At 61.5% G+C, this 23,297-nt stretch carries 16 protein-coding genes; 9 read left to right on the plus strand and 7 right to left on the minus strand.

The window, feature by feature from the left end; genetic code table 11:
* Positions 1 to 117 precede the first annotated feature (117 nt).
* From AGR1_RS22340 to AGR1_RS22350, 3 genes are all read right to left on the minus strand, one after another.
* The gene (locus tag AGR1_RS22340) at positions 118 to 1,140 is read right to left on the minus strand and encodes an ABC transporter substrate-binding protein (RefSeq protein WP_149148289.1); all 1,023 of its coding nucleotides are present in this window, start codon (positions 1,138 to 1,140) and stop codon (positions 118 to 120) included.
* On the minus strand, positions 1,137 to 2,198 hold the full coding sequence (locus AGR1_RS22345; RefSeq protein WP_149148290.1) for a LacI family DNA-binding transcriptional regulator: 1,062 nt from the start codon (positions 2,196 to 2,198) through the stop codon (positions 1,137 to 1,139). Before AGR1_RS22345 ends, AGR1_RS22340 begins: the two co-directional genes overlap by 4 nt.
* Before the next feature lie 127 nt (positions 2,199 to 2,325).
* Positions 2,326 to 3,252 carry a LysR family transcriptional regulator gene (locus AGR1_RS22350; RefSeq protein WP_080793975.1) on the minus strand — a complete coding sequence of 309 codons (927 nt, stop codon included), beginning with the start codon at positions 3,250 to 3,252 and terminating at the stop codon, positions 2,326 to 2,328.
* 168 nt (positions 3,253 to 3,420) lie between these two features.
* Here AGR1_RS22350 and AGR1_RS22355 point away from each other — a divergent pair, with 168 nt between their 5' ends.
* Entirely contained in the window at positions 3,421 to 4,536 is a 1,116-nt protein-coding gene (locus AGR1_RS22355; RefSeq protein WP_236760909.1) for an acyl-CoA dehydrogenase, read from the plus strand.
* A gap of 78 nt (positions 4,537 to 4,614) precedes the next feature.
* On the opposite strand, the gene AGR1_RS22360 is transcribed toward AGR1_RS22355, so the two are convergent.
* A complete protein-coding gene (locus AGR1_RS22360) occupies positions 4,615 to 6,714 on the minus strand; it encodes a TonB-dependent receptor (RefSeq protein WP_149148291.1) in 2,100 nt (699 codons plus the stop codon).
* A gap of 270 nt (positions 6,715 to 6,984) precedes the next feature.
* Here AGR1_RS22360 and AGR1_RS22365 point away from each other — a divergent pair, with 270 nt between their 5' ends.
* Positions 6,985 to 7,761: an IclR family transcriptional regulator gene (locus AGR1_RS22365; RefSeq protein WP_077984098.1), complete on the plus strand. Its 777-nt coding sequence runs from the start codon at positions 6,985 to 6,987 to the stop codon at positions 7,759 to 7,761.
* Positions 7,762 to 7,763: 2 nt separating this feature from the next.
* Here the strand turns inward: AGR1_RS22365 and AGR1_RS22370 are convergent, their stop codons facing one another.
* Positions 7,764 to 9,065, minus strand: a complete 1,302-nt coding sequence (locus AGR1_RS22370) for an NtaA/DmoA family FMN-dependent monooxygenase (protein WP_137411935.1) — start codon at positions 9,063 to 9,065, stop codon at positions 7,764 to 7,766.
* A gap of 214 nt (positions 9,066 to 9,279) precedes the next feature.
* On the opposite strand from AGR1_RS22370, the gene AGR1_RS22375 reads away from it, so the two are divergent.
* The 7 genes from AGR1_RS22375 to AGR1_RS22405 all read left to right on the plus strand — a co-directional run bounded on the left by AGR1_RS22375 (position 9,280) and on the right by AGR1_RS22405 (position 17,359).
* A complete protein-coding gene (locus AGR1_RS22375) occupies positions 9,280 to 10,080 on the plus strand; it encodes an ABC transporter ATP-binding protein (RefSeq protein WP_137411934.1) in 801 nt (266 codons plus the stop codon).
* A complete protein-coding gene (locus tag AGR1_RS22380; RefSeq protein ID WP_137411933.1) occupies positions 10,077 to 11,090 on the plus strand; it encodes an iron ABC transporter permease in 1,014 nt (337 codons plus the stop codon). The genes AGR1_RS22375 and AGR1_RS22380 overlap by 4 nt, the downstream gene beginning before the upstream one ends.
* The gene (locus tag AGR1_RS22385) at positions 11,087 to 12,151 is read left to right on the plus strand and encodes an iron ABC transporter permease (RefSeq protein ID WP_137411932.1); all 1,065 of its coding nucleotides are present in this window, start codon (positions 11,087 to 11,089) and stop codon (positions 12,149 to 12,151) included. The genes AGR1_RS22380 and AGR1_RS22385 overlap by 4 nt, the downstream gene beginning before the upstream one ends.
* Positions 12,152 to 12,174: 23 nt before the next feature.
* On the plus strand, positions 12,175 to 13,128 hold the full coding sequence (locus AGR1_RS22390; protein ID WP_077984103.1) for an ABC transporter substrate-binding protein: 954 nt from the start codon (positions 12,175 to 12,177) through the stop codon (positions 13,126 to 13,128).
* Positions 13,129 to 13,349: 221 nt separating this feature from the next.
* Entirely contained in the window at positions 13,350 to 14,189 is an 840-nt protein-coding gene (locus AGR1_RS22395; RefSeq protein WP_137411930.1) for a siderophore-interacting protein, read from the plus strand.
* On the plus strand, positions 14,182 to 14,460 hold the full coding sequence (locus tag AGR1_RS22400) for a phosphopantetheine-binding protein (protein ID WP_137411929.1): 279 nt from the start codon (positions 14,182 to 14,184) through the stop codon (positions 14,458 to 14,460). Before AGR1_RS22395 ends, AGR1_RS22400 begins: the two co-directional genes overlap by 8 nt.
* A 61-nt stretch (positions 14,461 to 14,521) precedes the next feature.
* Positions 14,522 to 17,359, plus strand: a complete 2,838-nt coding sequence (locus tag AGR1_RS22405; protein WP_149148292.1) for a condensation domain-containing protein — start codon at positions 14,522 to 14,524, stop codon at positions 17,357 to 17,359.
* 79 nt (positions 17,360 to 17,438) lie between these two features.
* Here the strand turns inward: AGR1_RS22405 and AGR1_RS22410 are convergent, their stop codons facing one another.
* Positions 17,439 to 18,785, minus strand: coding sequence for a condensation domain-containing protein (locus AGR1_RS22410; protein ID WP_077984107.1), 1,347 nt, complete (start codon positions 18,783 to 18,785; stop codon positions 17,439 to 17,441).
* Between the two features lie 60 nt (positions 18,786 to 18,845).
* Entirely contained in the window at positions 18,846 to 23,294 is a 4,449-nt protein-coding gene (locus AGR1_RS22415; protein ID WP_149148293.1) for an amino acid adenylation domain-containing protein, read from the minus strand.
* Positions 23,295 to 23,297 lie beyond the last annotated feature (3 nt).

The raw sequence follows: 23,297 nt of genomic DNA on the forward strand, positions 1-23,297 counted from the left end.
CGGACGCACCGGCCTGAGAAATTGGAAGGTGGAAAAGCGGTCAGGGGACGACCGAACCGCTTTTCCGGGAATGGAGCCGCCCTTCCGGACGATGCCCCATTCCAAACGGTGAAGGCCTTACTGACCGACCTTCGCGTTCCACTCCGACAGCCACTTGTCGCGGTTATCGAGCGTTACGTCGGAAGGAATGAGCTGCAGGCTTTTTGCGGTTTCGTCGCCATAGGTGATGTTGTTCGCCACCTCGTCGGAAACCTTGACTTCCCTGTTGGTCGGGCTGTCCACCAGCTTTTCGGCCAGCGCCTTCTGAATATCGGTCGAGAGCCAGAAATCCATGAACTGCAACGCTAAATCTTCGTTCTTCGTGCCCTTCGGCACCACGAGCACATTCATGCCGCCGGTCTGGCCTTCCTTGGGTGTTGCCCAGGCAAGCGGCAGGTCAAGCTTGGTGAAAGGCGCCCAGGAGAAGCGGCCGATGGGGGCTGCCCAGATTTCTTCCTGCTGCATCAGCTGCACGAGCTGCGACGACTTGACATAGAAGGTGACGATATCGTCCTTCTTTTCACCCACGGCCTCGATAGCGCCGGAAAGATCGGCCGTATCCTTGCCGATGGCCTTGCCGAGCATATAGAGTGCCGGCGGGCCTTGGTTGGTGGTGACATTCGGGAAAGCGACGTGGTCGACGATACCGTCCTTCAAAAGATCGGCCCAGCTGTCGATCTTCATCTTGTCGGTGCGGTAAACGATTGACGTGGCGTAGAAATTGACGCCGACGCTCATGCCGTCGCCATTCGGATCCTTGGCGATGTCATAGAGCTTTTCGATATTCGGAACCTTGGACGCGTCTATCTTCTGGATCAGGTCCTTGCGGGCGGCCGACAGCGCATCCGCCATTGAAACGATGGCGAGATCGACCACCGGATTGGCCTTGTTGGCCTCCATCTTGGCCAGACGCTCAACGCTGTTGCCGGTCTCGACGACCAGCTTGCAGCCGCATTGCTTTTCGAACGGCGTATAGACCAGTTCCTTGAATTCGTCCTGCGCGAAGGCGTAGACGGAAATCGTCAGCGTCTTGTCCTGCGCCTGCGCGGCGCCCATCGTAAACATCAGGGCGGCGCCCGATGCAAAAATGATCTTTTTCATGGTGTGAGTTCTCCTGCTGTCGTTTTTTTGGCTTCAATCGCATCATGCTTTGCCTTGCCGGTGGAGCCGCGCATGATCAGCGCCATCGGTACTTTCGAGATGTCCGCCACCACATCGACTGCGACGCCGTTTTCGCCCACGCCGTCGATCGCACGCAGCAGCGCGCCGACAGCGAGATCGGCGATGCGGCCCATATCCATGCGCATGGTCGTGAGCGGCGGGGTGACCACGGCGGAAAAGATGAGATCGTCGAAGCCGGTGACACTGGCTTCTTCCGGCACCTCGATGCCCTCGCGCTGCAATTCGGTAAGTACGCGCAGCGCATGCAGATCGGAGACGGCGGCAAAGGCGGTGAACCCTTCGGCAACCTTCTCTGCAAGACCAAGCCGGCAACCCGCACCGCCCGCCTGTTCAATGGCGTCCACCCAGAGCGTCTGCGTCACGCATGTCTTGCCAAGACCATCGCGAATACCGCCGAGACGGTCGTTCTGCACGTTGGAATCGCGGTTCTTGCCCACCAGCACCACCTTGCGATGGCCAAGCCCGGCCAGATAGTCGCCGACCTGCCGGCCGCCATCCCAATGGTCGGCGGCGACCGTGTTGCCGGGCGTCGAGGGGCTGTCGATCACCGCGACGGGACAATCGACATCGGCAATGCGCGTGCCGCGGCGGGGAACGATAACCATGCCATCCACGCCGCGTTCGACCAGCCGGTTGATCGCATCCGTCTGCATGGCGATTTCGCCGCGCGAGTCGGCGATCAGCACACCGTAACCGGCAGTGACGGCCGCCTTTTCGATGGCCTGCGCGATCTGCGGAAAAAGAGGATTGGCAATATCCGGCAGCACCAGCCCCAGAACACCACTTTTGCCGGTGCGAAGCGCCCTGCCCGCTGAACTCGGCACGTAGCCCAGCTCGCTTGCCGTCTTGCGAATGCGCTCCACCAGCTCCGGCGAAACGCGGCCCTTGCCCGACAGCGCATTGGACACGGTTGCCGCCGACACGCCGAGTGCCGCTGCTATCGCGCTCAGATTGGTGGCAGGCCGTGAAGACGCCATGATGGTCCGGAAAGACTGATTAAACGTTTAATCACGATAATCGAGCAAGGCCGCCCTGTCGAGTCCGGTGAAAGGCAAAATCGGCGAAAACCCGGGCATAAAGTCTAACTGCCCGAAAAAAGTGCGATTATTTTTGTGGGTCGTCGCTGTTCGCCGTGCGGTAAGCTTCCACCTGCCGCACCAGCCAGTCACGAAACAGCACGACCGGCACGTGATTGGCGCGTGAAAGCGGGGCCACCGCATAATAGGAGCTGGGGCTTCTGGCCTGATGATCGAAGGCCTTTACCAGTTGTTTCGATTTCAGCTCATTATCGATCAGGAAAAGCGGCATCAGCGCCACGCCCAGTCCGGCGATACAGGCCTGCGCCACGCTGGAAAACTGCTCGAACCGCATGCCCTGCGGCAAGGCGAGCGACAGGCCGAGGCTTTCGAACCAGTGGCCCCATGCGCCCGGCCGCGAGGCCATGTGCAAAAGCGGCAGGGCGGCGATATCCTCTCCCTTTTCCACGGGATGGGCGCTGAGGAATTGCGGGCTGCACACCGGCGCGACCATTTCATGCATCAGAAAGGTGCTTTCCGCCCCCGGCCAGTCGGCCTGACCGATATGGATCGCCATATCCAGCTGCTCGCGCTCGAAATCGAACTGCCCGATGCGGGTGGCGAAATTGATGGTGATTTCGGGGTGGCTCGTCACGAAATCCGGGATACGCGGCAAAAGCCAGCGCGTGCCGAAGGTGGGCAGCATGGCGAGGTTCAGCGTATTGCCATGCGTTTTGGTCATGATCTGCAGGGAGGCGGAGCGAATCTCGCCAAGGGCTGCGGCAATCGATTTTGCATAGGCGCGGCCCTCGGTCGTCAGCGCAACCCCGCGTGCGCCGCGTTCGAACAGGCGCACGCCAAGCTGTTCTTCCAGTGACATAACCTGCCGGCTGATCGCCCCTTGCGTCAGGGCAAGCTCATCGGCGGCGGCGGAAAAGCTGCCGAGCCGGGCCACGGAATCGAAGGCGGCGAGCGCGCTGGTGGAGGGCAGGAGTTTACGGCTGAGAGACGTCATGAGCCATTACTATATGTAATGCAAAAATGAGTAAACATGGCTTGTGCCGACTGGCTCGAATACCAATAATCCGGCCAGCAAATCCGGAGGCATCACGTGAGCGAACACGCAGCATTCAATTGGCAGGACCCTTTTCTGCTCGAAGACCAACTGAACGACGACGAGCGGATGATCCGCGACGCCGCGGCCGCCTTCGGCAAATCGGAACTCTTGCCGCGTGTCTCCGAAGCCTATCTTTCCGAGACCACCGAACCGGAACTGTTCCGCCTGATGGGCCGCACCGGCCTTCTCGGCGTCACCCTGCCGGAAGAATACGGCGCGGCCAATGCAAGTTACGTGGCCTATGGTCTCGTCGCCCGCGAAGTCGAGCGGATCGACAGCGGATACCGCTCGATGATGAGCGTGCAGTCCTCGCTCGTAATCCATCCGATCTTCGCCTATGGCTCGGACGAGCAGAAGAAGAAATATCTGCCCGGCCTCGTCTCCGGCGAGCTGATCGGCTGTTTCGGCCTCACCGAGCCGGATGCCGGCTCCGATCCCGGTGGCATGAAGACCCGCGCTGAAAAGATTGCCGGTGGCTATCGCCTGCGCGGCTCGAAAATGTGGATTTCCAACGCGCCAATCGCCGATGTCTTCGTCGTCTGGGCAAAATCGGAAGCCCATGACAATCAGATCAGGGGCTTCGTGCTCGAAAAGGGCATGAAGGGCCTCTCCGCGCCCAAGATCGGCGGCAAGCTGTCGCTGCGCGCCTCCATCACCGGCGAGATCGTTCTGGACGGTGTGGAAGTGGGCGAAGACGCGCTGCTGCCCAATGTTTCCGGCCTGAAGGGCCCGTTCGGCTGCCTCAACCGCGCCCGTTACGGCATTTCCTGGGGTGTCATGGGTGCGGCGGAAGATTGCTGGTTCCGCGCCCGGCAATATGGTCTCGACCGCAAGCAGTTCGGCAAGCCGCTCGCCGGCATGCAGCTTTACCAGAAGAAGCTCGCCGACATGCAGACCGAGATCGCGCTCGGCCTTCAGGCGTCGCTGCGCGTCGGCCAGTTGATGGACGAACACAAGATGGCGCCGGAAATGATCTCCATCGTCAAGCGCAACAATTGCGGCAAGGCGCTGGATATCGCCCGCCAGGCGCGCGACATGCATGGCGGCAACGGCATCCAGATCGAATATCACGTCATGCGCCACGCCCAGAACCTCGAAACGGTCAACACCTATGAGGGTACCCATGACGTCCACGCGCTGATCCTCGGCCGGGCGCAGACGGGCATTCAGGCGTTTTTCTGAGGCTTTCTCCGCATCGCTTCAAAAAAGGCCTTCGAAGATCACTTCGAAGGCCTTTTGCTTTTCAAATCCGGCAATCGCTCAGAACGTGCCGCGAATACCGACGCCGAACATGCGCGGTTCGGTCATGCTGGCCTCGATGCCGCCAATGCCGCGGTTCTGCTGCATATAGGTGGGCGCACGCTCGTCGAAGATGTTCTTGACATAGGCATAAACCTCCATCTCTTCCTGGAACCTGTAGCTCGCGCGCACATCGGCGATCGTATAGGGATCGATGGCATAGGCAGCCGTATTGGCCGTGTCGGAATAATAGCCGTCAATATGGCGCACCTGTCCCGAGACGGTGAACTTGTCTGTCACATCCCAACTCGCGCCGACGCTGAACATGAAGCCGGGCGATTTCGCGAATTCATTTCCGGCATAGCTGTTATTGCTGGAAATCTCATCAATCTCGGTCTTCAGCACGCCCGCGCTCGCCTTCAGCGTCAGATTGTCGAGAACCTGATAGTCGGCGCCGAGTTCCAGACCATAAGCATGCGCCTTCTGCGCATTGATGGTGTAGGACTGGGTGATGCCGGATGAGATGACGACCGGAATATTGTACTGGGCGTTCTTGTAGTCCATGTAGAACAGGTTGCCGTTGAGCGTCAGCCGGTCATCCAGTATTTTCGCACGTGTATAAAGCTCGTAATTCCATATGGTTTCCTTCTCGAACGGCAACCATTGTCCCGACGAGATGTTCAGCGAAATACCGCCGGGATTATAACCACGGCTGATCATGCCGCCGACGGTCCAGTCGTCATTGATCGCATAAGCGAGAGATGCCTTGGGCAGCAGTTCGGAAAAGGTCTCGTCAAAATCCACCGCACGGGCTGAATAAACCGAGCGACCCGAACGCTGGATGCGGTCGGTCTGGTAACGCAGGCCGCCGGTCAGCGTCCACTGGTCCGTAAGGCGATAGCTCAGCTCGCTGAAGATGCCGAGATTGTCCTTGGTGTCGTCGAACGTCGAAAGACTATTGTTAAATCGCCCTGTAAGTCGAAGAAGCTCGTCAGCCTGACTATGCGCGTAATAAATACCCGCGACACCGCTCAGCACGTCTTCCTGGTCACCGAAGGTCACGCGTGTTTCGTGAGAAGCGTTCGTCTGGTCGATATCCGCATCGCCGTTGTTCACGACACCAACCCGGCGTCTGGCGTCCGAAGCGGAGAACTGCGTCTGGTTGAAGAGTTTCACGCCGTTCTCGAAATCATAATCGATGTCGAGAATACCGGTGTGGGTGTTCTGGCTCCAGCTTGGCATGGTGGTGGTGACGTGATTGAGATCCTCGAAAGGACGCGACGCCGCTTCCTGGCTCGGCCGGTTGGCGGCATTATAGGAATAGGTAAGCTTGGTCGTCAGCCCGGGAATCTCCGGCGGTTCCCACAGAAGCTTGAAACGCGCGTTGAACTCCTTGAAGTCCTGATCCGTGCCCCCATGCGCGAATCCCGAATTGATATAGTCGATGAAAGTGTCGCGGCCGGAATAATCAACCGCCAGACGCGCCGCCAGCTGATCCTCGACGAGCGGACCCGAAAGCGCAAATGAGGCCCGCTTCTGGTGGTAATTCCCGATTTCCGCCTGATAGGAGGCTTCCGGCGTGAATGTCGGATCCTTCGTGTTGACGACGATCGCGCCGGCAATGGCGTTGGCGCCCTGCGAGGTGGTCTGCGGACCGCGGAACACTTCGATGCTTTCAACGTCCCAGATGGAAGTCGCGCCATAAATGAATTCGTTATAACCGAGATAATGGCCGTCCACATTGATCGTGGCGCGTGGCACGGTGCCGGCGAAAAATGCCGTCGCGCCCGTATTCGGGCCCTGCGTATCCAGACCGCGAATGATCGGTGCGCTGACATTGTCGGTGTAAACGACGTTCGGAATATCCTTGATCGCTTCCGATACGGTCGGGTCGCCGGTCTTTTCTTTTCTGATTTCCTCGGCGGATTTGACAGATACGGACGACGCCGTGTTCTTCATGTCGCGCGCCACTTTTTCACCGGTCACCACGATCGGCTTCAAGACGGTGGTGCCCACCGCATCAGCCTGCTGATCCTGACCGAGAACCGGCGTCACAAACAATGTCGCCAGCGTCAGAGCGCTGACCCCGCTCATCAAACGACCGTTAGAACTGAACCCCATCACAAACCCCTAATAAACATGAGTATTAAAGTCATATTCAAGTAACGGAAGCGTTATCCGTTTCGCAATAGAGAATGCGTTCTGTATTGCGGACAAAAAGGCTTCCGTAACGGGATGTGCCAAATTTACAACAAAGTTTACCCGCCGCCGCTTGTGCACCCGCAGCGTTTCGAAAGGGAACAGCATAATTCCGTCCGCAGAAATCGATTCCGATTTCCGCCCCGATGCGTTAGGCATGCTCAACAAAACGGGGGAACGGGCTTGAGCGCCATGGATGACGATACGGACAATCTGCCGGAAAACGAGGGCGAAAAGCGCTCGGCCCTCATTCAGTCAGTGTCGATCGCGGCGCGTTTTCTCAATCTGCTTGCCAGATCTGATACGGCGCTTGCCCTGGGCGAACTGGCCAAACGCGCCGGCACCGGCCGCTCCACCGCGCATCGCTATATGCAGAGCCTCGTGCGGGAAGGACTAGTGATACAGGATCCCGCAAGCGGTAGTTACGATCTCGGACCCGCGGCGCTCGGAATAGGCATCAGCGCGCTCAGGCGAATCAATCCGGTCGAAACCGCCGGCCGCCAGATGAATGCGCTTGCCTCCAGGATCGGCGCCAGCTGCGGCGTGGCGATCTGGACCGAACGCGGCCCGACCGTGGTGCGATGGGCGAGAAGCGCTAGCTTTTCCATCAGCACCGTGGCGCTCGGCGATGTTCTGCCGCTCGACAACAGCGCCTGCGGGCTGGTTTTCCAGGCCTACCTGCCGCCGGACAGGATCGCTGCCGTGCGCAGGTTGCAACCGGCCGCTTTTCGCGGCTCCCGTCCCGATGCCGGCATTCTGGAAACCATCCGCGAAGCGGGTGGCGCGGAACTCAATGAACATCTGTTCTCCGCTCTGACGGGCAAGGCCGCGCCGGTTTTCGACGCACAGGGCGAACTCTGTTGTGTCGTCACCACCGTATCCTTTGTCGCAACCGCTGAGACCGAACGGCATTTTTCCCGGCTGATCGAAGCCGCCGGACAGGCGACGGCCGAATCCGGCGGCGCGTAAGCCTATTCGGCCAGATGTTCCGCAAAGGTGCGGCCGGAATAGGCCGTGCGGAAAAGCCCGGCATCGGCGAGCTTCGGCAACAGCCGCTCCAGCACCAGCCGCATGGACGCCACCGAACCTCCGGGCACCGCGACGAAACCGTCGATCGCCCCGGCAGCCGCCCATTCACGGATGGCCTCAAAGGCATCTTCAACGGTGCCGATGATCTGCCAATGGCCCGACCCCATCACTTCCGGACGCCGCAATAATTCCGCAACACTCAGCGTCTCCCGCTCGATCAGCCGGCGCAGCAGGCCGGCATGGGTGCGGCTTCGCGGTGTCTCGGGCGGCGGCGGCAGGTCGGAGGCGGTAACGATCCGCGTGAGCGGCCAGTCCGTGAGATCAAGACCCGTCATATCGCGAATGGAGGCAAAGGCGCGGGAGCGGTTAGCGCGGACGTGGGTCTCCGTAAAGAGTTCCAGCGCCTCCCTGCCGGTCTCCGCCAGATAGAGGCTGAGGCCCGGCATCATCTTCACCCCGTCGGGGTTGCGGCCGTGGCCCTCGGCACGCCGCCGCAAATCCGCCCTGAGTTCGATGGCCGCCTGCATGTCCGGTGTGGAGGCAAAGACAGCATCGGCCACCGACGAAGCGAAATCGCGGCCCTCGGGAGAGGCGCCCGCCTGCACGAGCGGAATACGGCTGGCATGGGCCGGCAGGTTGAGCGGGCCTTTGACGCTGAAATGCCTGCCCTCATGCGCCACCGGATGCACCAGCGAAGAATCGGCGAACCGCCCGCTTTCCCGGTCGAGTTTGAGAGCTTCGTTCGGAAAACTCGCCCATAGCGCTTTCACCACCTGCGTGAATTCGGCGGCGCGCTCGTAACGCTCCTGCGGCGAAGGCATCTCTGTCAGACCGAAATTTTCGTGCCCGTCGAGCGCCGTGACGATATTCCACCCCGCCCTGCCATTGCTCAGCCAGTTCAGCGACTGGATCTGGCGGGCGACCACATAGGGCGGCAGAAATGTGGTCGAAACGGTGGACAACAACCCGACATGGCTGGTTTCCCGTGCAATGGCCGCAAGAAGCATGGTCGGGTCCATGCTGGCAAATCCTCCGCCGGTCTCCAGCCCCTCGGTGCGCAGAAAAAGCGTATCTGGCCGAAACACGAAATCCACATGCGCGGCTTCAGCGCGCTGCGCCAGATCGACGAAATAATCGCTGGAAAACACCCCGCTTATATCACTGTCCGCGCGCCGCCAGGCTTCGCCGCTGAGCCATGTTGGGGCCAGCGACATGCCGACATGAAGCTTGGCTGTGACTGACATGATGCACCTCGACTGAAATAACCGGCAGGAAATCCGCGCGTTGAATCGGCAAATTTCGATTTGTGGAGAATTTTACTATAGTTTAGTGTCGCTTCAAGACCACACCGTCGCGCCCGCCGGAAAGACGTGCTTTTTCCGCGAGTTCGATGTTGAAATTCAAATACTTATAACGACCGTGCGGCGTCTCGACGCATGGGCGCATGAATAACAGGAGTTGTATCCGGTGCTTGACGCCACGGACCTTCACGCCAGCTATGGACATGTTCCCGTCCTGCGGGGGCTTTCCGCCCGTTTCAGAGCAGGCCGCGTCACCGCGCTGGTCGGCCCCAATGGCTGCGGCAAGTCGACGCTGTTGAAGACCATCATGGGTTTCGTGCCTTTGTCCTCGGGGGCAATAAGACTTGGCGAGCGCTCGATCGACGAGATCGGACGCCGGAAACTGGCGCGGCGCGTCGCCTATCTGCCGCAGGAGTGCCATTGCCCTGACTATATGACGCTCGGTGAGCTGATCGAGCTTTCCGGTTACGCCCGTTACGGGCTTGCGGGCGGACCGACCGAACGCGACCGCGCGCTTTTTGCCGAGGCGCTGAAGACCGTCGGGCTGGAAGACAAGGCGAAAGCGCAGGTCAACACGCTGTCCGGCGGCCAGCGCCAGCGCGCCTTCATCGCCATGGTGCTGGCGCAGGATACGGACGTGATCCTGATGGACGAGCCGGTCAATCATCTCGACATGAAATATCAATATGCCGTTCTCGGCCTCGTGCGCGAACTGTCGGACAGGCATGGCAAGACCGTCATCGTCGTGCTGCACGATCTCAACCTCGCCGCCACTTTCGCCGACGATGTCATCATGCTGAAAGCCGGGGGGGTTGTGGCGTCCGGGCCGGTGGAAAGAACGGTCACGCCCGAAAATGTCGCCGAGGTCTTCGATCTCGAAGCCGATATCTTCTCCCGGCAGGGGCGGCTCATCTGCGTGCCCCGGCTGGAGCGGCAGGAACAGGCCATTCCGGCATGACCCCGAAAATAACGCTGATTTTCGCCGCCGCGCTGCTGCTGGCCGCCATCCTCGCCATCAATCTGCTGGTCATGTCTGGCGACATGCCGCCGGCCGAAATCGTGGCGACGCTCTGGCGCGGCGAGGCCGATACCTATGAGCAGTCGGTGCTTCTCTATCAGCAGATCCCACGCTCGTTGATTGCGATCTATGTGGGGGCGACGACGGCCGTCAGCGGCTGTGTGCTGCAGGGGCTTGCACGCAATCCCCTCGCCTCGCCCTCCACCTTGGGACTGAATGCCGGCGCGACGCTCTTTGTGATTGCCGGCGCGCTGGTGTTCGATGTCTCTCCGGAAATACAGGGCCTTGCGGCGCTTGTTGGCGCCGGCTTCGGTTTTGCCGCCTGCTTCGTCGTCGCGCGTCTCGCCGGGCGGGCAAACGATCCGCGCGGCCTGTCGCTCATACTTTCCGGCGCGCTGGTTTCCATGCTGCTGATCGGCGTGACCAACGCCCTTCTTCTTTCCAACCCCACACGCCGTGCCGAATTCCTGAGCTGGGTAGGCGGCAATATCAACCACGTCTATGCCGAGCGGCTCACCGATTTCTGGTGGGTCGGTGCGATTGCGCTCGTCATGTTGTGGGCGATCGCCCGGCCGCTGACGCTGGTTCTGCTGGGCACTGAAAAGGCCGCTTCCGCCGGTGTGAATGTCACGCGCATTTCCCGGGTCGCGCTCTTCGCCACCATGCTGGCCTCGGGTTCGGCGGTGGCGATCTGCGGCCCCATCGGTTTCGTCGGCCTCATCGTGCCGCATATGATCCGGCCGCTGGTCGGCGTGAATTTCACGCTTGCCCTGCCGGCCTCCGCGCTTGTCGGCGCGGGCCTCTGCGTGCTGGCCGATCTTGGCGCGCAAACCCTTTTTGCACCCTATGTGGTCAATACCGGGCTGTTCATGGACCTGCTCGGCGGCCTCGTCTTCATCGTCATCGTCAAGCGCTTCTATCTGTCGCCTTCGGCAAGGGGGCTGTCATGAAACGGTATTTCGCCACCGACGGCAAAGCGGTGCTGCGGCTGCCGAGCGGCCTGCAGATCAGGATCGGCAATCTGAAAGCCGGCCTTGCGCTGATGGTGCTGGCGCTGGCGCTGGCCGCCCTGTCCGTCAGCCTCGGCAATACCGAAACGGGCCTCGCCGATCTCCTGCGCGGATTGATGGGCGGGCATCTCGGCGACGATCAGGCCTATGCGCTGTGGACGGTGCGGCTGCCGCGGATCCTCATCGGTTTCATGGCCGGCTGGAGCGTGGCGCTGGCGGGCGCGATGCTGCAATCCGTCGCCCGCAATCCGCTCGCCGATCCCGGCCTGTTCGGTCTGAGTCAGGGGTCGATGACCACCATCATGCTGCTTCTGGTGCTGGTGCCGACGGCCCCCAAGACGCTGGTGGCGCTCGCGGCCGTCGGTGGCGGTCTGGCTGTCGCCTTCCTTCTCATCGCGCTCGTCGGGCGGGAACGCTCAAGCGGCCTTGCCATATTGCTGATGGGCATTGCAATTGAATCGGCGCTCTCCTCCGTCTCCTCGGTGCTTCTACTCTATACGCCGGCGGAAACCTCGCTGTCGCTGGCCGACTGGATGGCGGGTTCGCTGTTTCAGGCAAGCTGGCCGACCATCACCGTTTTCGCGCCGCTCTTTGCCGCAAGCCTTGCCGGCATTTTCCTCATCGGGCGCGCACTTGCCGTCTTCGATCTCGGAAATGAAATGGCCATGGCACTCGGGGAAACGGTCAGGCACTCGCGTCCGCTCGTCATTGTTTTTGCGGTGATCCTCAGCGCTTCCTCCGTTACCGCGGTTGGCCCGCTGACCTTTCTCGGTGTCATCGCCCCGCATCTCGCCACTTTCGTTTCGCCCGCCGTCGGCCGCGCCAGGCTTTTCCTGTCGGGGCTCACCGGCGGCATTCTGGTCGTCACCGCCGATACGCTGTCGCGCGGGCTTGTCGCCGATACACCGATGCCGATCGGCCTTGCGCTGACGCTGATCGGCGTGCCGCTTTTCATCCTCACGCTGCGCCTACAGGCGCTGCGCAGAACCGATAGCCACTGAAGACATCGAATAAAGGGAATGCCATGCGAATTGCCATCCTCATCGCCGCACTTCTGGCCGCCGGAACGAGTCTCGCCGCCGAGCGCAGCGTGACCGATGCCGCCGGCCGCACCGTCTCCGTTCCGGAAAAGCCGCAGCGCATCGTCGTCATGCACGAGCCGCTGCTCGGTGTGCCGCTGATGGATCTCGGCGCCAATGTGGTCGGCGCCTATGGCCGCAACAGCGACGGCAAATTCGCCACCGCCGTCGACTTCGTCGACACCGTGCTCGGTGAAGGCCGCACGAAACCGAAGGGTTTCGGCGCGGTCGGCCAGATCGACCTCGAAAAACTGCGGGCGCTGCAACCGGACCTGATCGTCGCCACGGAAATGGATGGCGGCAAGGCCGAACAGCTTTCCACCGTCGCACCCGTCTATCTGCAAAAGGCAAGCGCCGGCAAAGCCTATGGCTTCAGCGTGGAGGAGGATCTTGCGGGTCTGGTCGGGCGAAGCGATGTCTTTGCAGAGCGCCGGAAGACCTATGACACGAAGCTTGCCACGGTCAAAAAGACGCTGGGCGACGATATCAAGGGCAAGACCTATCTCGCGATCCTGCTGACCGACCAGATCAATGCGGTGGGTGACATGTCCGGCGCGGTGCAGGCGCTGGAGGATCTGGGATATACCCGCCTGAAGATCGACAACGCCGCTTCTTCGGGCGGAATGGGCTCGACCCTGATGATGCCGCTCAGCGCCGATGCCTTCGGCAAGCTCAATCCCGACCTGCTGGTGGTGATGAACAGCTATACCAGCCCCGCCCGCGGTGAGGCCGGAACGCGCGCCGCCCTCGAAAAGATCATTCCCGGCTGGGAGCGTTTCGTAAAACCCGCGCGCGAGAAAAGGATCGTTTTCCTCGATTCCACCAGGGTCACGACGCCTTCCATTCCGAGCGCCCTGCACACATTGGATGAAGTGGAAAGCTGGGCCAGCCGCCGCTGATCGGCCAGCGGCAATTCAGCAAAAACCTCAGGTGATATAAACTTGAGTTTTTAGAGAAAGTTATATTGCGACAGCGGAAACCGCCTGTTATGGTTCGCGTATCTTGACGCAACAAGGCCGGATCGCTCGCCGGAAAATTCCAACGCGCGATCGTCCGGCCCGCCGACCCGGGACAGCGACACCGCCGACCCCATCGGCAATATCCCAGGAAAGACAACAGCATGAGCATGCCAGAAACGATAGGTTCCGCAGCACCGGACCGCACGCCAAAACGCCATCGCCACGCCGTCGCGCTGCGCGCACTCAATGTCGCGCGCGTCGAAAAGCTCAGCCGGTCCATGGTCCGCATCGTCCTGACCGGGCCGGAACTGGAGGGCTTTGTGAGCCTCGGTTTTGACGACCACGTCAAGATGTTCTTCCCCCAGCCCGGTGAAACCGAACCGAGCCTGCCGGTGATCGGCCCGAACGGCATTGAGTTCCCGCAAGGCGCGCCGCGCCCGCTGGCGCGTGACTACACGCCGCGCAGCTTCGATGCCGAAAAAGGCGAACTCGCCATCGATTTCGCCACCCATCACGACGGCCCCGCCAGCAATTGGGCGAAAGCCGCCAAAGCGGGTGACAAAGCGTGGATCGCCGGTCCGCGCGGCTCTTTCACCGTTCCCTTCACCTACGACTGGCACCTGCTGATCGCCGACGATACCGGCCTTCCGGCGCTGGCGCGGCGGCTGGAGGAAATGCCTGAAGGCACCCGCGTCGTGGCGCTGATCGAGGTCGAGACGGATGCCGACCGGCTGGAGCTCACGACGAAGGCGGATGCGTCTATCGTCTGGGTGACACAGAAGACGGAGAACGGAACCGACCACGACGCGCTGGTGGGCGCTCTGCGCAAGCTCGACCTGCCGAAGGGCGATTTCTTCAGCTGGGTCGCCTGCGAATCGAAGGCTGCAAAGGAGATTCGCGCCCTTCTGGTTGAAGAATTCGGCGCCAACCCAAAATGGACCCGCGCTTCCGGTTACTGGCGGCGCGGCGCCAGCGGCGTTCACGATCATTTCGATGAATGAACCGGTAATCGCGGCGGACGCCATGCCGGAGGCGGAAACGATGATGACGGAACTCAAGGCCCTTATCGCCAGCGTTCTCGACGATGAGGTGCGCGACATCGAACCGGAGGACAACCTGTTCGGTCGCGGGCTTCATTCGCTTGCCCTCATGCGGCTGATGTCGCCGCTTTCACAGCTTGCCGGAACACGGCTCGATTATGAGGATCTGACCCGGCGGCCCACGCTTGCCGCATGGCAGGCGCTCATCGAACGGTCGCGCGCGGGACGTTGATCCCACGACACAGCACGTTTCGCGCCGGAGCGCGATTCCCGTATATTCCAAGGAGAGGACCATGGCAGCAGACAATACGCGTATGCTCGCACGTCGCATCGAAGAGAGTTTCGACAGGGGGGATGCAGCCCCGCCGAGCCAATACGAAGAACGGGTCTGGTTCGAGCAGTTTCAGGATCCCGATCAGGTCTTCCGCGCCCTTCTCGCCTATCGCATCGGTGAAGAGTGCGATCTGCTGCGTCTGACCTCGGCGCTGAAGACGGTTTGCGAGGTCTGGCCCGAGCTTCGTGCACGCTTTGCCTTCGGCGAGGACGGCACTCTGGCGAAGAGCATCGAAGCCCCGTCCGCATCCATCGTGCAACTGCTGCATGTTCCATCGGCGGGCGAGGCCCTGACCTTGCTGCACGACCTGCAGGCAAGGCCCTTCGATGCCGAAACCGATCCGCCGTTTCAGGCCGTCGTGCTTTTAAGCGAGGGAGAAATCCTGCTGGCTTTTCTGGTCCACGGCCTGCTCGGCGAAGTCCTCTCGCCGCAAATCCTGCTGGAAGGTATTTCCGCCGCCTACGCCGGGGAAGCGCCTAAGCCGCTTTCGCCGCGCGCGGTCGAAAGTGACAGCGTCGACCCGCTTCCGCTCCACTGGCTGCAACGTCCGGCCTCCGGCTCGACCGTCGTGGCGTTGCGGCAAAACGGGATCGACAGGCCGGTGAGCCACAGCCACGGCGTCGATCTTCCCGCCACCCTGCTCGGTCTCAACTGCTCCACGGCAACGAACGCGCTTCTGGCCCGCGCCGGATCGCGTTTTGCCCTTTTCCTGGCAAAAACCGGCGGTCCCGAGACAGTGACCCTGCGCCTGCAGCCCGGCGTCGGCACTTCAATGCCGATGTCAGCCGAGGCTGCGGCACGGGTAGCTGTCTCGCGCGACCAAACGCCCGAACGGGCTGAAAAAGCCGTGCTGTCCGGTCTGGAGCAGCGAAACGACAATGAAGGCGGAACTGCCACCTTCACGCTGCACGCGCTTGCGACACCCGTTCAGGCCACATCGGAGCATGGGCTCCAGTTTGAGCACCTGCCCCTGCCCTCCCTGCAATCCGGTCTCGGCCTGACGCTTGCCGCCGGTCCGACAGCCGCCGGCGATATCCGCCTCGAATTGACAGGCGGCAGGGAGACGTCGCCGCATGCGACGGCCTTCCTGCTGGAGCGTTTCGTCAGCCATCTCGAAGGCGGCACGGATTTTTCCGGCATCGTCCCTCAAAACGCCGCGGCGACACCGCAGCAGGCGACCCTTTCGCCCGCTGTTTCCGGTGAGAACGACGACGACACCGTCGCAACGATCCTTGCGGAATTCCGTGAAGCGCTCGTCTCGCCCGAGATGGGGCCGGATGACGATTTCTTCGATTTCGGCGGCCATTCGCTGATTGCGACGCGCATCATCGGACGTCTTCTGAGCAATCACGGCATCGAACTGCGCTTCAACGACCTGTTCAGCTACCCGACCGCCGCCTCTCTCGCAAGACAGGCGACCCGGCTCGAAACCGCAGCACCCGCGCAGGCGCAGGCAACGGCGAGTGGCTCGCTCACCGCACCGCTTTCGCTGGCGCAGATGTCGCTTTGGAAGGCCTATGCCGCCTTCGGTTTCGGCGAAATCTTCAACATTCCCTTCGCGCTCGATTTCCTCGATCCCGTGGATGAGAATGCCTTCGAATGCGCCTTCCTCGACATTATCGAGCGCCATCCCGGCCTGCGGACCCATTTCTACGTCGAAGAAGATACAGTTCTGCAGAAGATCGTGCCGATGCACGACCTGCCCGGTTACAAATGGTTCTGGACCAGCGAAGAAAGCCAAGGTGTGGACCGGCACGCGGAAGCCGGCTGGCGCTTCGATCTTGCGCGCGAACTGCCGATGCGGCTGCGTTTCCTGCGCGATGCGCAGACCGGCCGCCAGGTGCTTTCCTTCCTCTTCCATCACATCGTGCTCGACGAATGGTCTGTGAACCTGATGATGGACGAGCTGACCGAGGCCTACCGGGCAAGGGCGGCGGGCAAGGCTCCGGTCTTTGCCACCAAGCCGGCACCTTTCCATGAATTTGCGAGAAAACAGGTCGCGTCAGGCGTCAATGCTGGCCACCTGGCCTATTGGACCGATATGCTGCGGGATGCGCCAAAAGGCCTTACCCTCAAGGAACAGGGCGGCACGCCGCACGCGGCAACGCAGGACGAAGCACCGGCAGGCGGCTGGATCGAGTTCAAGCTGGAAAAACATGTCAGCGACGGGCTTTACGCCATTGCCAAGCAGAACAGCGCCTCGCTGTTCAACGTGGTCTATGCCGCCATCGCCGCATCGCTGCGCCATCTCGGCGGGCTTAGCGATCTCGTGGTCGGCACCTCGGCTTCGGGCCGCACCGATAGCGGCTATTTCGATACGATCGGCTATTTCACCACGGTTGTCGCCCATCGCGTGCGTTTCGGCGAGACCATGACCGTCGGCGACCTGATTTCTTCGGTGAAGAACACCATCAACGGCTCGCTGGAGCATAGCGAAATCCCGATCGATCTCGTCGAGGAGGCACTGGGCATGACACCCGGCCGCGACCATCTGTTCGAGGTCTTCATCCAGATTCACGCCAAGAACAAGCTGAACGGCACCCTTGCCGGGCCGGATGGCAAGCCGGTGGAGTTCCGCCAGATCGACCCCGACAAGCATGAATCCATGCTGGGGCTGCAATTCGAGGTGATGGAAGAGACAATCGGCGGCGAGCGTTCCATTCGCGTCTTGATGAGCTACCGTTCGGACCGCTACGGCCCTGACGATGTCGAGCGGCTGCGCCACACCACCAGCCGCATCTTTGGCCGTTTCGCTGAAAACGGCGCTTCGAACCGTGTGTTGACGACACTCGCCTGAGCTGGACTTGGGGCAACGAAAACCCGGCTTTGCGTCGCAGAGCCGGGTTCAGATTGTTGACAAAGTCCGTTGTCTGCCCTCAAACCGCCAGACGCAATGCCGTGGACACCTGAGCCGCCGCAAGCGTCAGCGCCTCCTCGCGCAGCATGGCATCGAGGAACAATGGCAACTCCTCGCGGTAGCGGGCGAAATCCTCCGCTTGCGTCAGCGCTGAATCCGCATCGATATGCAGGTTCAACTCGCTGCCGTCATCCTCGCCACGGAAGGTCAGGTTGAACCCGTCGCCGGGACCATTGGCAAGGATGTGCCTGATAACGGTAAGCCCGGCAAAGACCGGCGCACTGAAGGGCAGGACATTGATGAGCGGCGAGAAGAAGAAGCGCCGACCCTTCGGGATTTCGCGGTCGGCGGCGATCTGCTCGATGCGGTAGCGGCCATGCAGGCGCTGCTTTCGCAGATTGGCGGCGTTGCGCGTCAAAAATGCGCCGAGGCTCTCCCCCGGTTCGATGGTGAGATGGAAGGGCAAAATATTGACGAGCATGGCCGGCATATGCGCGCCGACGCTGCCCCAGCGACTCATGAAAGGCAACCACAAGGTCAGCACATCGCAGTCCGGCCGCGGCAGAACACGGTGGAGATAAAGTCCGGAAAGCAGCACCAGAAGGTCCGGCCAGCCGATCTCCATTGCGCCCGCCACCTGTTGCAACCGTGTGCTGAAACCCTGCGGCAAGGCCGCATCCGTATGCAGGCCGCCGCCGCCATAGTCCTCGCAATCCTTGTCCAGCACCGGCAGATCGGCGGGTGCGGCAAGATAGGCCGCCCAGAAATCGCGGTCCTTTTCAAAACGCCGGCTTTGCTTATAAGCTTCCTCTTCGGCAAGGAAATCGCCGAAGGGGTGGAAATCCGGACCCGCTTCGCCCTTGCCACAATAGTGCCCGTAAAGCTGGCCGCAACGCTGTTCGACCAACGTCAGGCCATAACCATCAACAACAATATGATGGGCGCGGATGTACCAGAGATAGCGGTCATCGGCGATACGGTAGAGTAGCTGCGCCGAAAGCCTGTCGGTTCTGAGATCGAGCCTTGCTTCCACATCCGCGTTCATGCGCCGCAGCGCCTCTTCCAGAGGAGCGGAATCGCCACGGAGATCGACGAGTTCCACCACCGGGGCATGGCTTGGATCGCAGCGTTGCTGTGGCGTCTCGCCATCGTCGCCGATGCGGAAACGGATCGACAGGACTTCGGATTCGCGCACGGTGCGTTTGATCGCCTGGAGGAGCGCGCTTTCATTCACAGCACCGGAAAGATCGATGTAATGGGCGACGGTGGAAACCGGCTCGTCGGGATGGAAGGAAAACTCCTCCCAGAAATCGAGTTGCGGCTGCGTCAGTGGAAGCCAGCCGCCGGCAGGATCGATATGCGCCATCTGTTTTTCCTTGCACAATTTCCGTTATCGGGCGCGAAGTGCCACCCGAAATGATTGGGTTCACACCGCCCGGGCGGCCAGGAGCGAAGTCACCTGTCTGGCGTTGCGGCACCGCAAAAGCTGCTGCGGTGTCAAGTCCACGCCGAAGGCAGTGCGGATTTCAGCCGAGACGATTTTCAGATGCGAAGGCAGAAGACCGAGCGCCAACAGGTCGCTGTTCGCATCCACATTCGCCGGTTTTTTACCCAACACGCCGAGATAGATATCCAGCACCCGGCGGTCGCCTTGATCGACGGCAGGAGCCGCAGGGGCGGAGATTTTTACCGGTTCCGTGGCACCGTTCAGCAATTCACGGGCGCGACGGCGATCCGGCTTGCCGTTGGCCGAGAGCGGCAGATCGTCGACCTTGAGAAACCGGCCGGGCACATGCGATTCCGGCAGATGGCTCCGGGCAAAATTGCGCAGATCGGCGGTCGAGAGTTCAAGACCTGGCGCAACGACGTAAAGCACGCCGATAGCCGCCTCGCCCTTTTGCTCGAGGCCGTAATCCACCACCAGAACCCGCTGGATGGAAGGATGGCGGATAAGCTCGTTTTCCACATCCGGCAGCGAAACGCGCACGCCGCGCACCTTGACGTAACCATTGACGCGGCTGGCAAACATGATCTTGCCATCCGGCCGGTAACGGCCCCGGTCTCCGGTGCGGAAGGCGCGAACGGGGTTTCCTTCCGGATCGTCGACCGTCACGAAATCCGTCTGGGTAATCGCGCCATCTTCAAGATAGCCGATTGCCACATTCACGCCGGCCGTATGGATGCGGCCGACGACACCGGCCGGGCAATGGCCGCCCTGATCGTTGAAGACGAAGTAACGATTGGCGGGCAGCGGATGGCCATAGGGCACGGCCGCCACATCTTCCGCAACGATCTCGTGCCAGATACTCCAGATCGTGGTTTCCGTCGGTCCGCCCAGCGATATCAGCCGCAGGCCGGGCTTCAATCTGCGAAGCTCTTCGACGATTACAGGCTTGATGTAATCGCCGCCCTGCGCCACGAGCCGCAGCGATGAGAGCTGGTCGCCACGGCGGCAGGAGAGAAGCATTTCGAGGATGGCCGGCACCGAGCACCAGAGCGTGACGCCATGTTCGGCCACCAGCTCGTTCCAGCGCACCGCATCCTTTTCCTCGCCCGGTTCCGGCAACACCAGCGTCGCCCCTGCGACGAGCGCGCCGAAAACATCGAAGACGGACATGTCGTGATGCAGCGGCGTGACGGAGATAAACACATCGCTATCCGTCACCGCCCATTCCGCAAGCGTGCTGCCGATGACATTGGCCGTGGCGCGGTTGGAAAGCACGACGCATTTAGGTTTGCCAGTCGTACCCGACGTGTAGAGATAAAAGGCGGGCTCTTCGCTTTGGGAAAGCGCCGCCACCTCCGCCTTGGTAACGGGCGCGCCAGCCGGTGCGGGCGCGGACATAAGCGCCGCCGGATCGACGGCGTCGAAACCCTGCGGAACGCTGCGGGCGACGATGATCGCCGGGCGGCAATTGGTCAGCAGATAGCGCAGGCGATCTTCCGGCGAGCCGGCATCGACAGGCACCCAGACCGCACCCATCAGCGCTGCGGCGAGCGTGATAGCCGTATGGTCCGGGCTGCGTGGCAGGCACACAGCAACGACATCGCCACGCCCGATGCCGCGCGCCTTAAGGCCCGCCATCGCCCCTGCCACCATCTGACCGAGTTCGCCATAAGCGATGCGCCGCCTGCCGCTGACGAGCGCCGTGCACGACGGGTCGCCCTCGAAAAGATGGCCGGCGAGCCGTTCCAGAAATGGCGGGCAGACGAAGTTTTCTTCGTCGCCGTTCAGCCGATAGTGAGACAGCTCGACAATGTCGCGTGCGTTGACGGAGAAAGCGCCGCTATTGGCGATCCCGGCAATCGCTCGTTCGATTGCCGCGAGAATATCCGCCACCGTCGCCGCATCGATCGCCTGCTCGGCATAGTCCATATCGAGCACGAGATCGCCCTGCGGATTCTGCGAAAAGCGGAAATCCAGCGCCACCTGCGGCGTCTGCGTAAGCCCGCCGGTCCATTGCATCGTCGAGCCGGATGAAAGCGTCGGCCAAGTCAGACCGTTGGTAATCACCACCGGCAAGGCGAGCCCGCCCGGATTGGCATTGAGAAGCACACGATTGAGATCGATACCCGAAAAGGCGAGATGGTTCAGCCCTTCCAGCACATCCGTCTGGAGACCCGCCGCCCGCTCCGCAAAGCTGTTCTTGGCCGGATCCCATTGGACGGCGATAAAGCTGGAGCGGTTGGCGAAGGCACCCTCCACCTGCGGTGCGACGGGGATGCCGACGACGAGCGCACCTTCGTTGAGCCAGAGCGAGAGCACATCGAGGATAACAGCCGTCAGCGCCGAATTCTTGAACAGCCGCTCTTTCGCACCGATGCGTGAAAAGGCGGTGAAGTGCTGTTTTTCCACGGTCACGCTCTGGCGGCTGTAACGCGAGGTGGGAATGGTTTCGAGCGGTGCTTTCCACGGCAGTTGCGAGGGCACCTCGGCATCTTTCAACTTTTCAACCCAATAGGCGGCATCCCTGACGCGGGCCGCCGAGATATCCTCCTTCGGCGTTCCGATCGTAGCGGGGGATTCCGGCGGCACGACACCATCGAAGAATTCCGCCGCGAGGCTCGCAATGGCCCGCCCGTCAAGGATAAGCGCGTCGAAACGCAGAAAGACCACGATCTTATGCCCCGTCGGGCCTGCATCCGGCATAAGAAACACAGTGACCTGCCATGGAGAGGCGGCGAGATCAAAATGTGCATGGGAGAAGTCCCGTCGCACCGCGTCGATCCTTGCCTCGGCTTGCGGAAGAGACAGGGCCGAAAGATCGACGAGATCGAGATTGATCTTCGCTTCGTCGGAGACGATCTGGACCAGGCGTCGCTCGTCGATGCGGGTGCGCAGGCTTTCATGTCTCGCGACCATTGCGGCAAGCCGCGACCGAAGCAGTTCCGGGTCGATATCGCCGCGATATTCGCGAAACTCCTGCATCGCAACGCCGCTGAGCGGCAGATGGGTGCCGCGCCCGAGCAGATAGGCCTGTTGCAGCGGAGAGAGAGGACGTTCCATGGGTTTTCCTTTTGCCTTGGCCACCGCTTCCGACTGCCTTGCGACAAATCGCTCCACGCTTTCACAAGCGAGATCGGGGGTTTCGGCGAGCCGGCGGAGAAGAGCGACATAGGTTTCGAACAAAGCGCGCAGCCAGCTTTCCGGCAACGCATCGAGCCGCACATCCCAGTTGATCAGCAAGCCGTCATCCACCGCCGCCACCTGCGCATCCAGCGCCACCCCCGGCCCCTGCGAGACGGTGTGGACCATCGGACCGAACACCCGCTCGACCCGTTCCGAAAAGAGCTCTCCGCCCGGAAGATCGACTCCTGCGGTGAAAACCACCGGCGAGGTCTGCAAACCACCCCGCTGACGGGAGAGATCGCGCATGACGCTGACGCCCGGATAGGACTGATGTGCGAGAAGCCCGTTCATCTCATCGAACAGCCTGCCAAGCAGCGCTTCAAGCGTTTCTTCAGGCCTGATGTCGACGCCGAGCACGAGCACATTGGAAAATTCGCCGACGATTTCATCGACCCTTTCCACCAGCGGCGCGCGCCAGAAACCCGGCACGGAAAGCCGGAATTTTTCCGCCCCCGCCGCCTCAGACAGCGCCAGTGCGAAAACACCGAGCAGAAGGGTCGATGTCGTCACGGAAAAACGCCGCGCTGTCCGCTCCAGGCTGCTACGCTCGGCCGCTGAAAGCAGCGTGGCGAGCCGGTCCGTGTGAACGGCGCGCGAGGGGTCATCGGACAGAAACGGCAGCGGCGGAGCGTCCGGAACATCGGCAAGCCGTTGCCGCCACCACAGGCGATCACTTTCGCGTAAGCCCCTCAAGTCCGGATCGGACATGAGACGTTCCGCCCAGTCGAAAAACGACGGGGTAACCGGTTCGAAAGTCCGGGTTTCGTCTGCGCCAGACGCCGTCTCGTAAAAGCGGGCAAGGTCTTCCATCACGATCCGCACGCTGGCCGGATCGACGGCCAGCATGTCTGTGTCCACATGCAGACGGCAACGCCCTTCCGGCAACAGGCTGAGCGAGATCGCCGCCGGTGCGGCAATGAGAAGATCGGCCCGGCGATGGCTCCATTCTTCGCGCTTCGCCTCAAGACGGCGTGCAAGCGCCTCCAAATCGAGTGCGGCCATGTCCTCCACATCGAGGCGGAGCGGCCGGTCGGCAGGATCTACGGACTGATGGCCTTCCGCATCGATCCTGAGGCTCAGCATGGGGTGACGCCGGCAGAGCCTTTCCACGGCAACGGCCAGTTTTTCCGCATCCACCGCCTTCCCGTCGAATTCGAGGTAGAGATGGGGCGTAACTTTCCCGAGTATTCCATCCGCCTCGCGGCCGACCCAATAGGCCACCTGCATGGGGGTTAAATTTAGCATGTG

The organism is Agrobacterium sp. B1(2019), assembly GCF_008274755.1.
Taxonomy (GTDB): Bacteria; Pseudomonadota; Alphaproteobacteria; order Rhizobiales; family Rhizobiaceae; genus Agrobacterium; species Agrobacterium salinitolerans.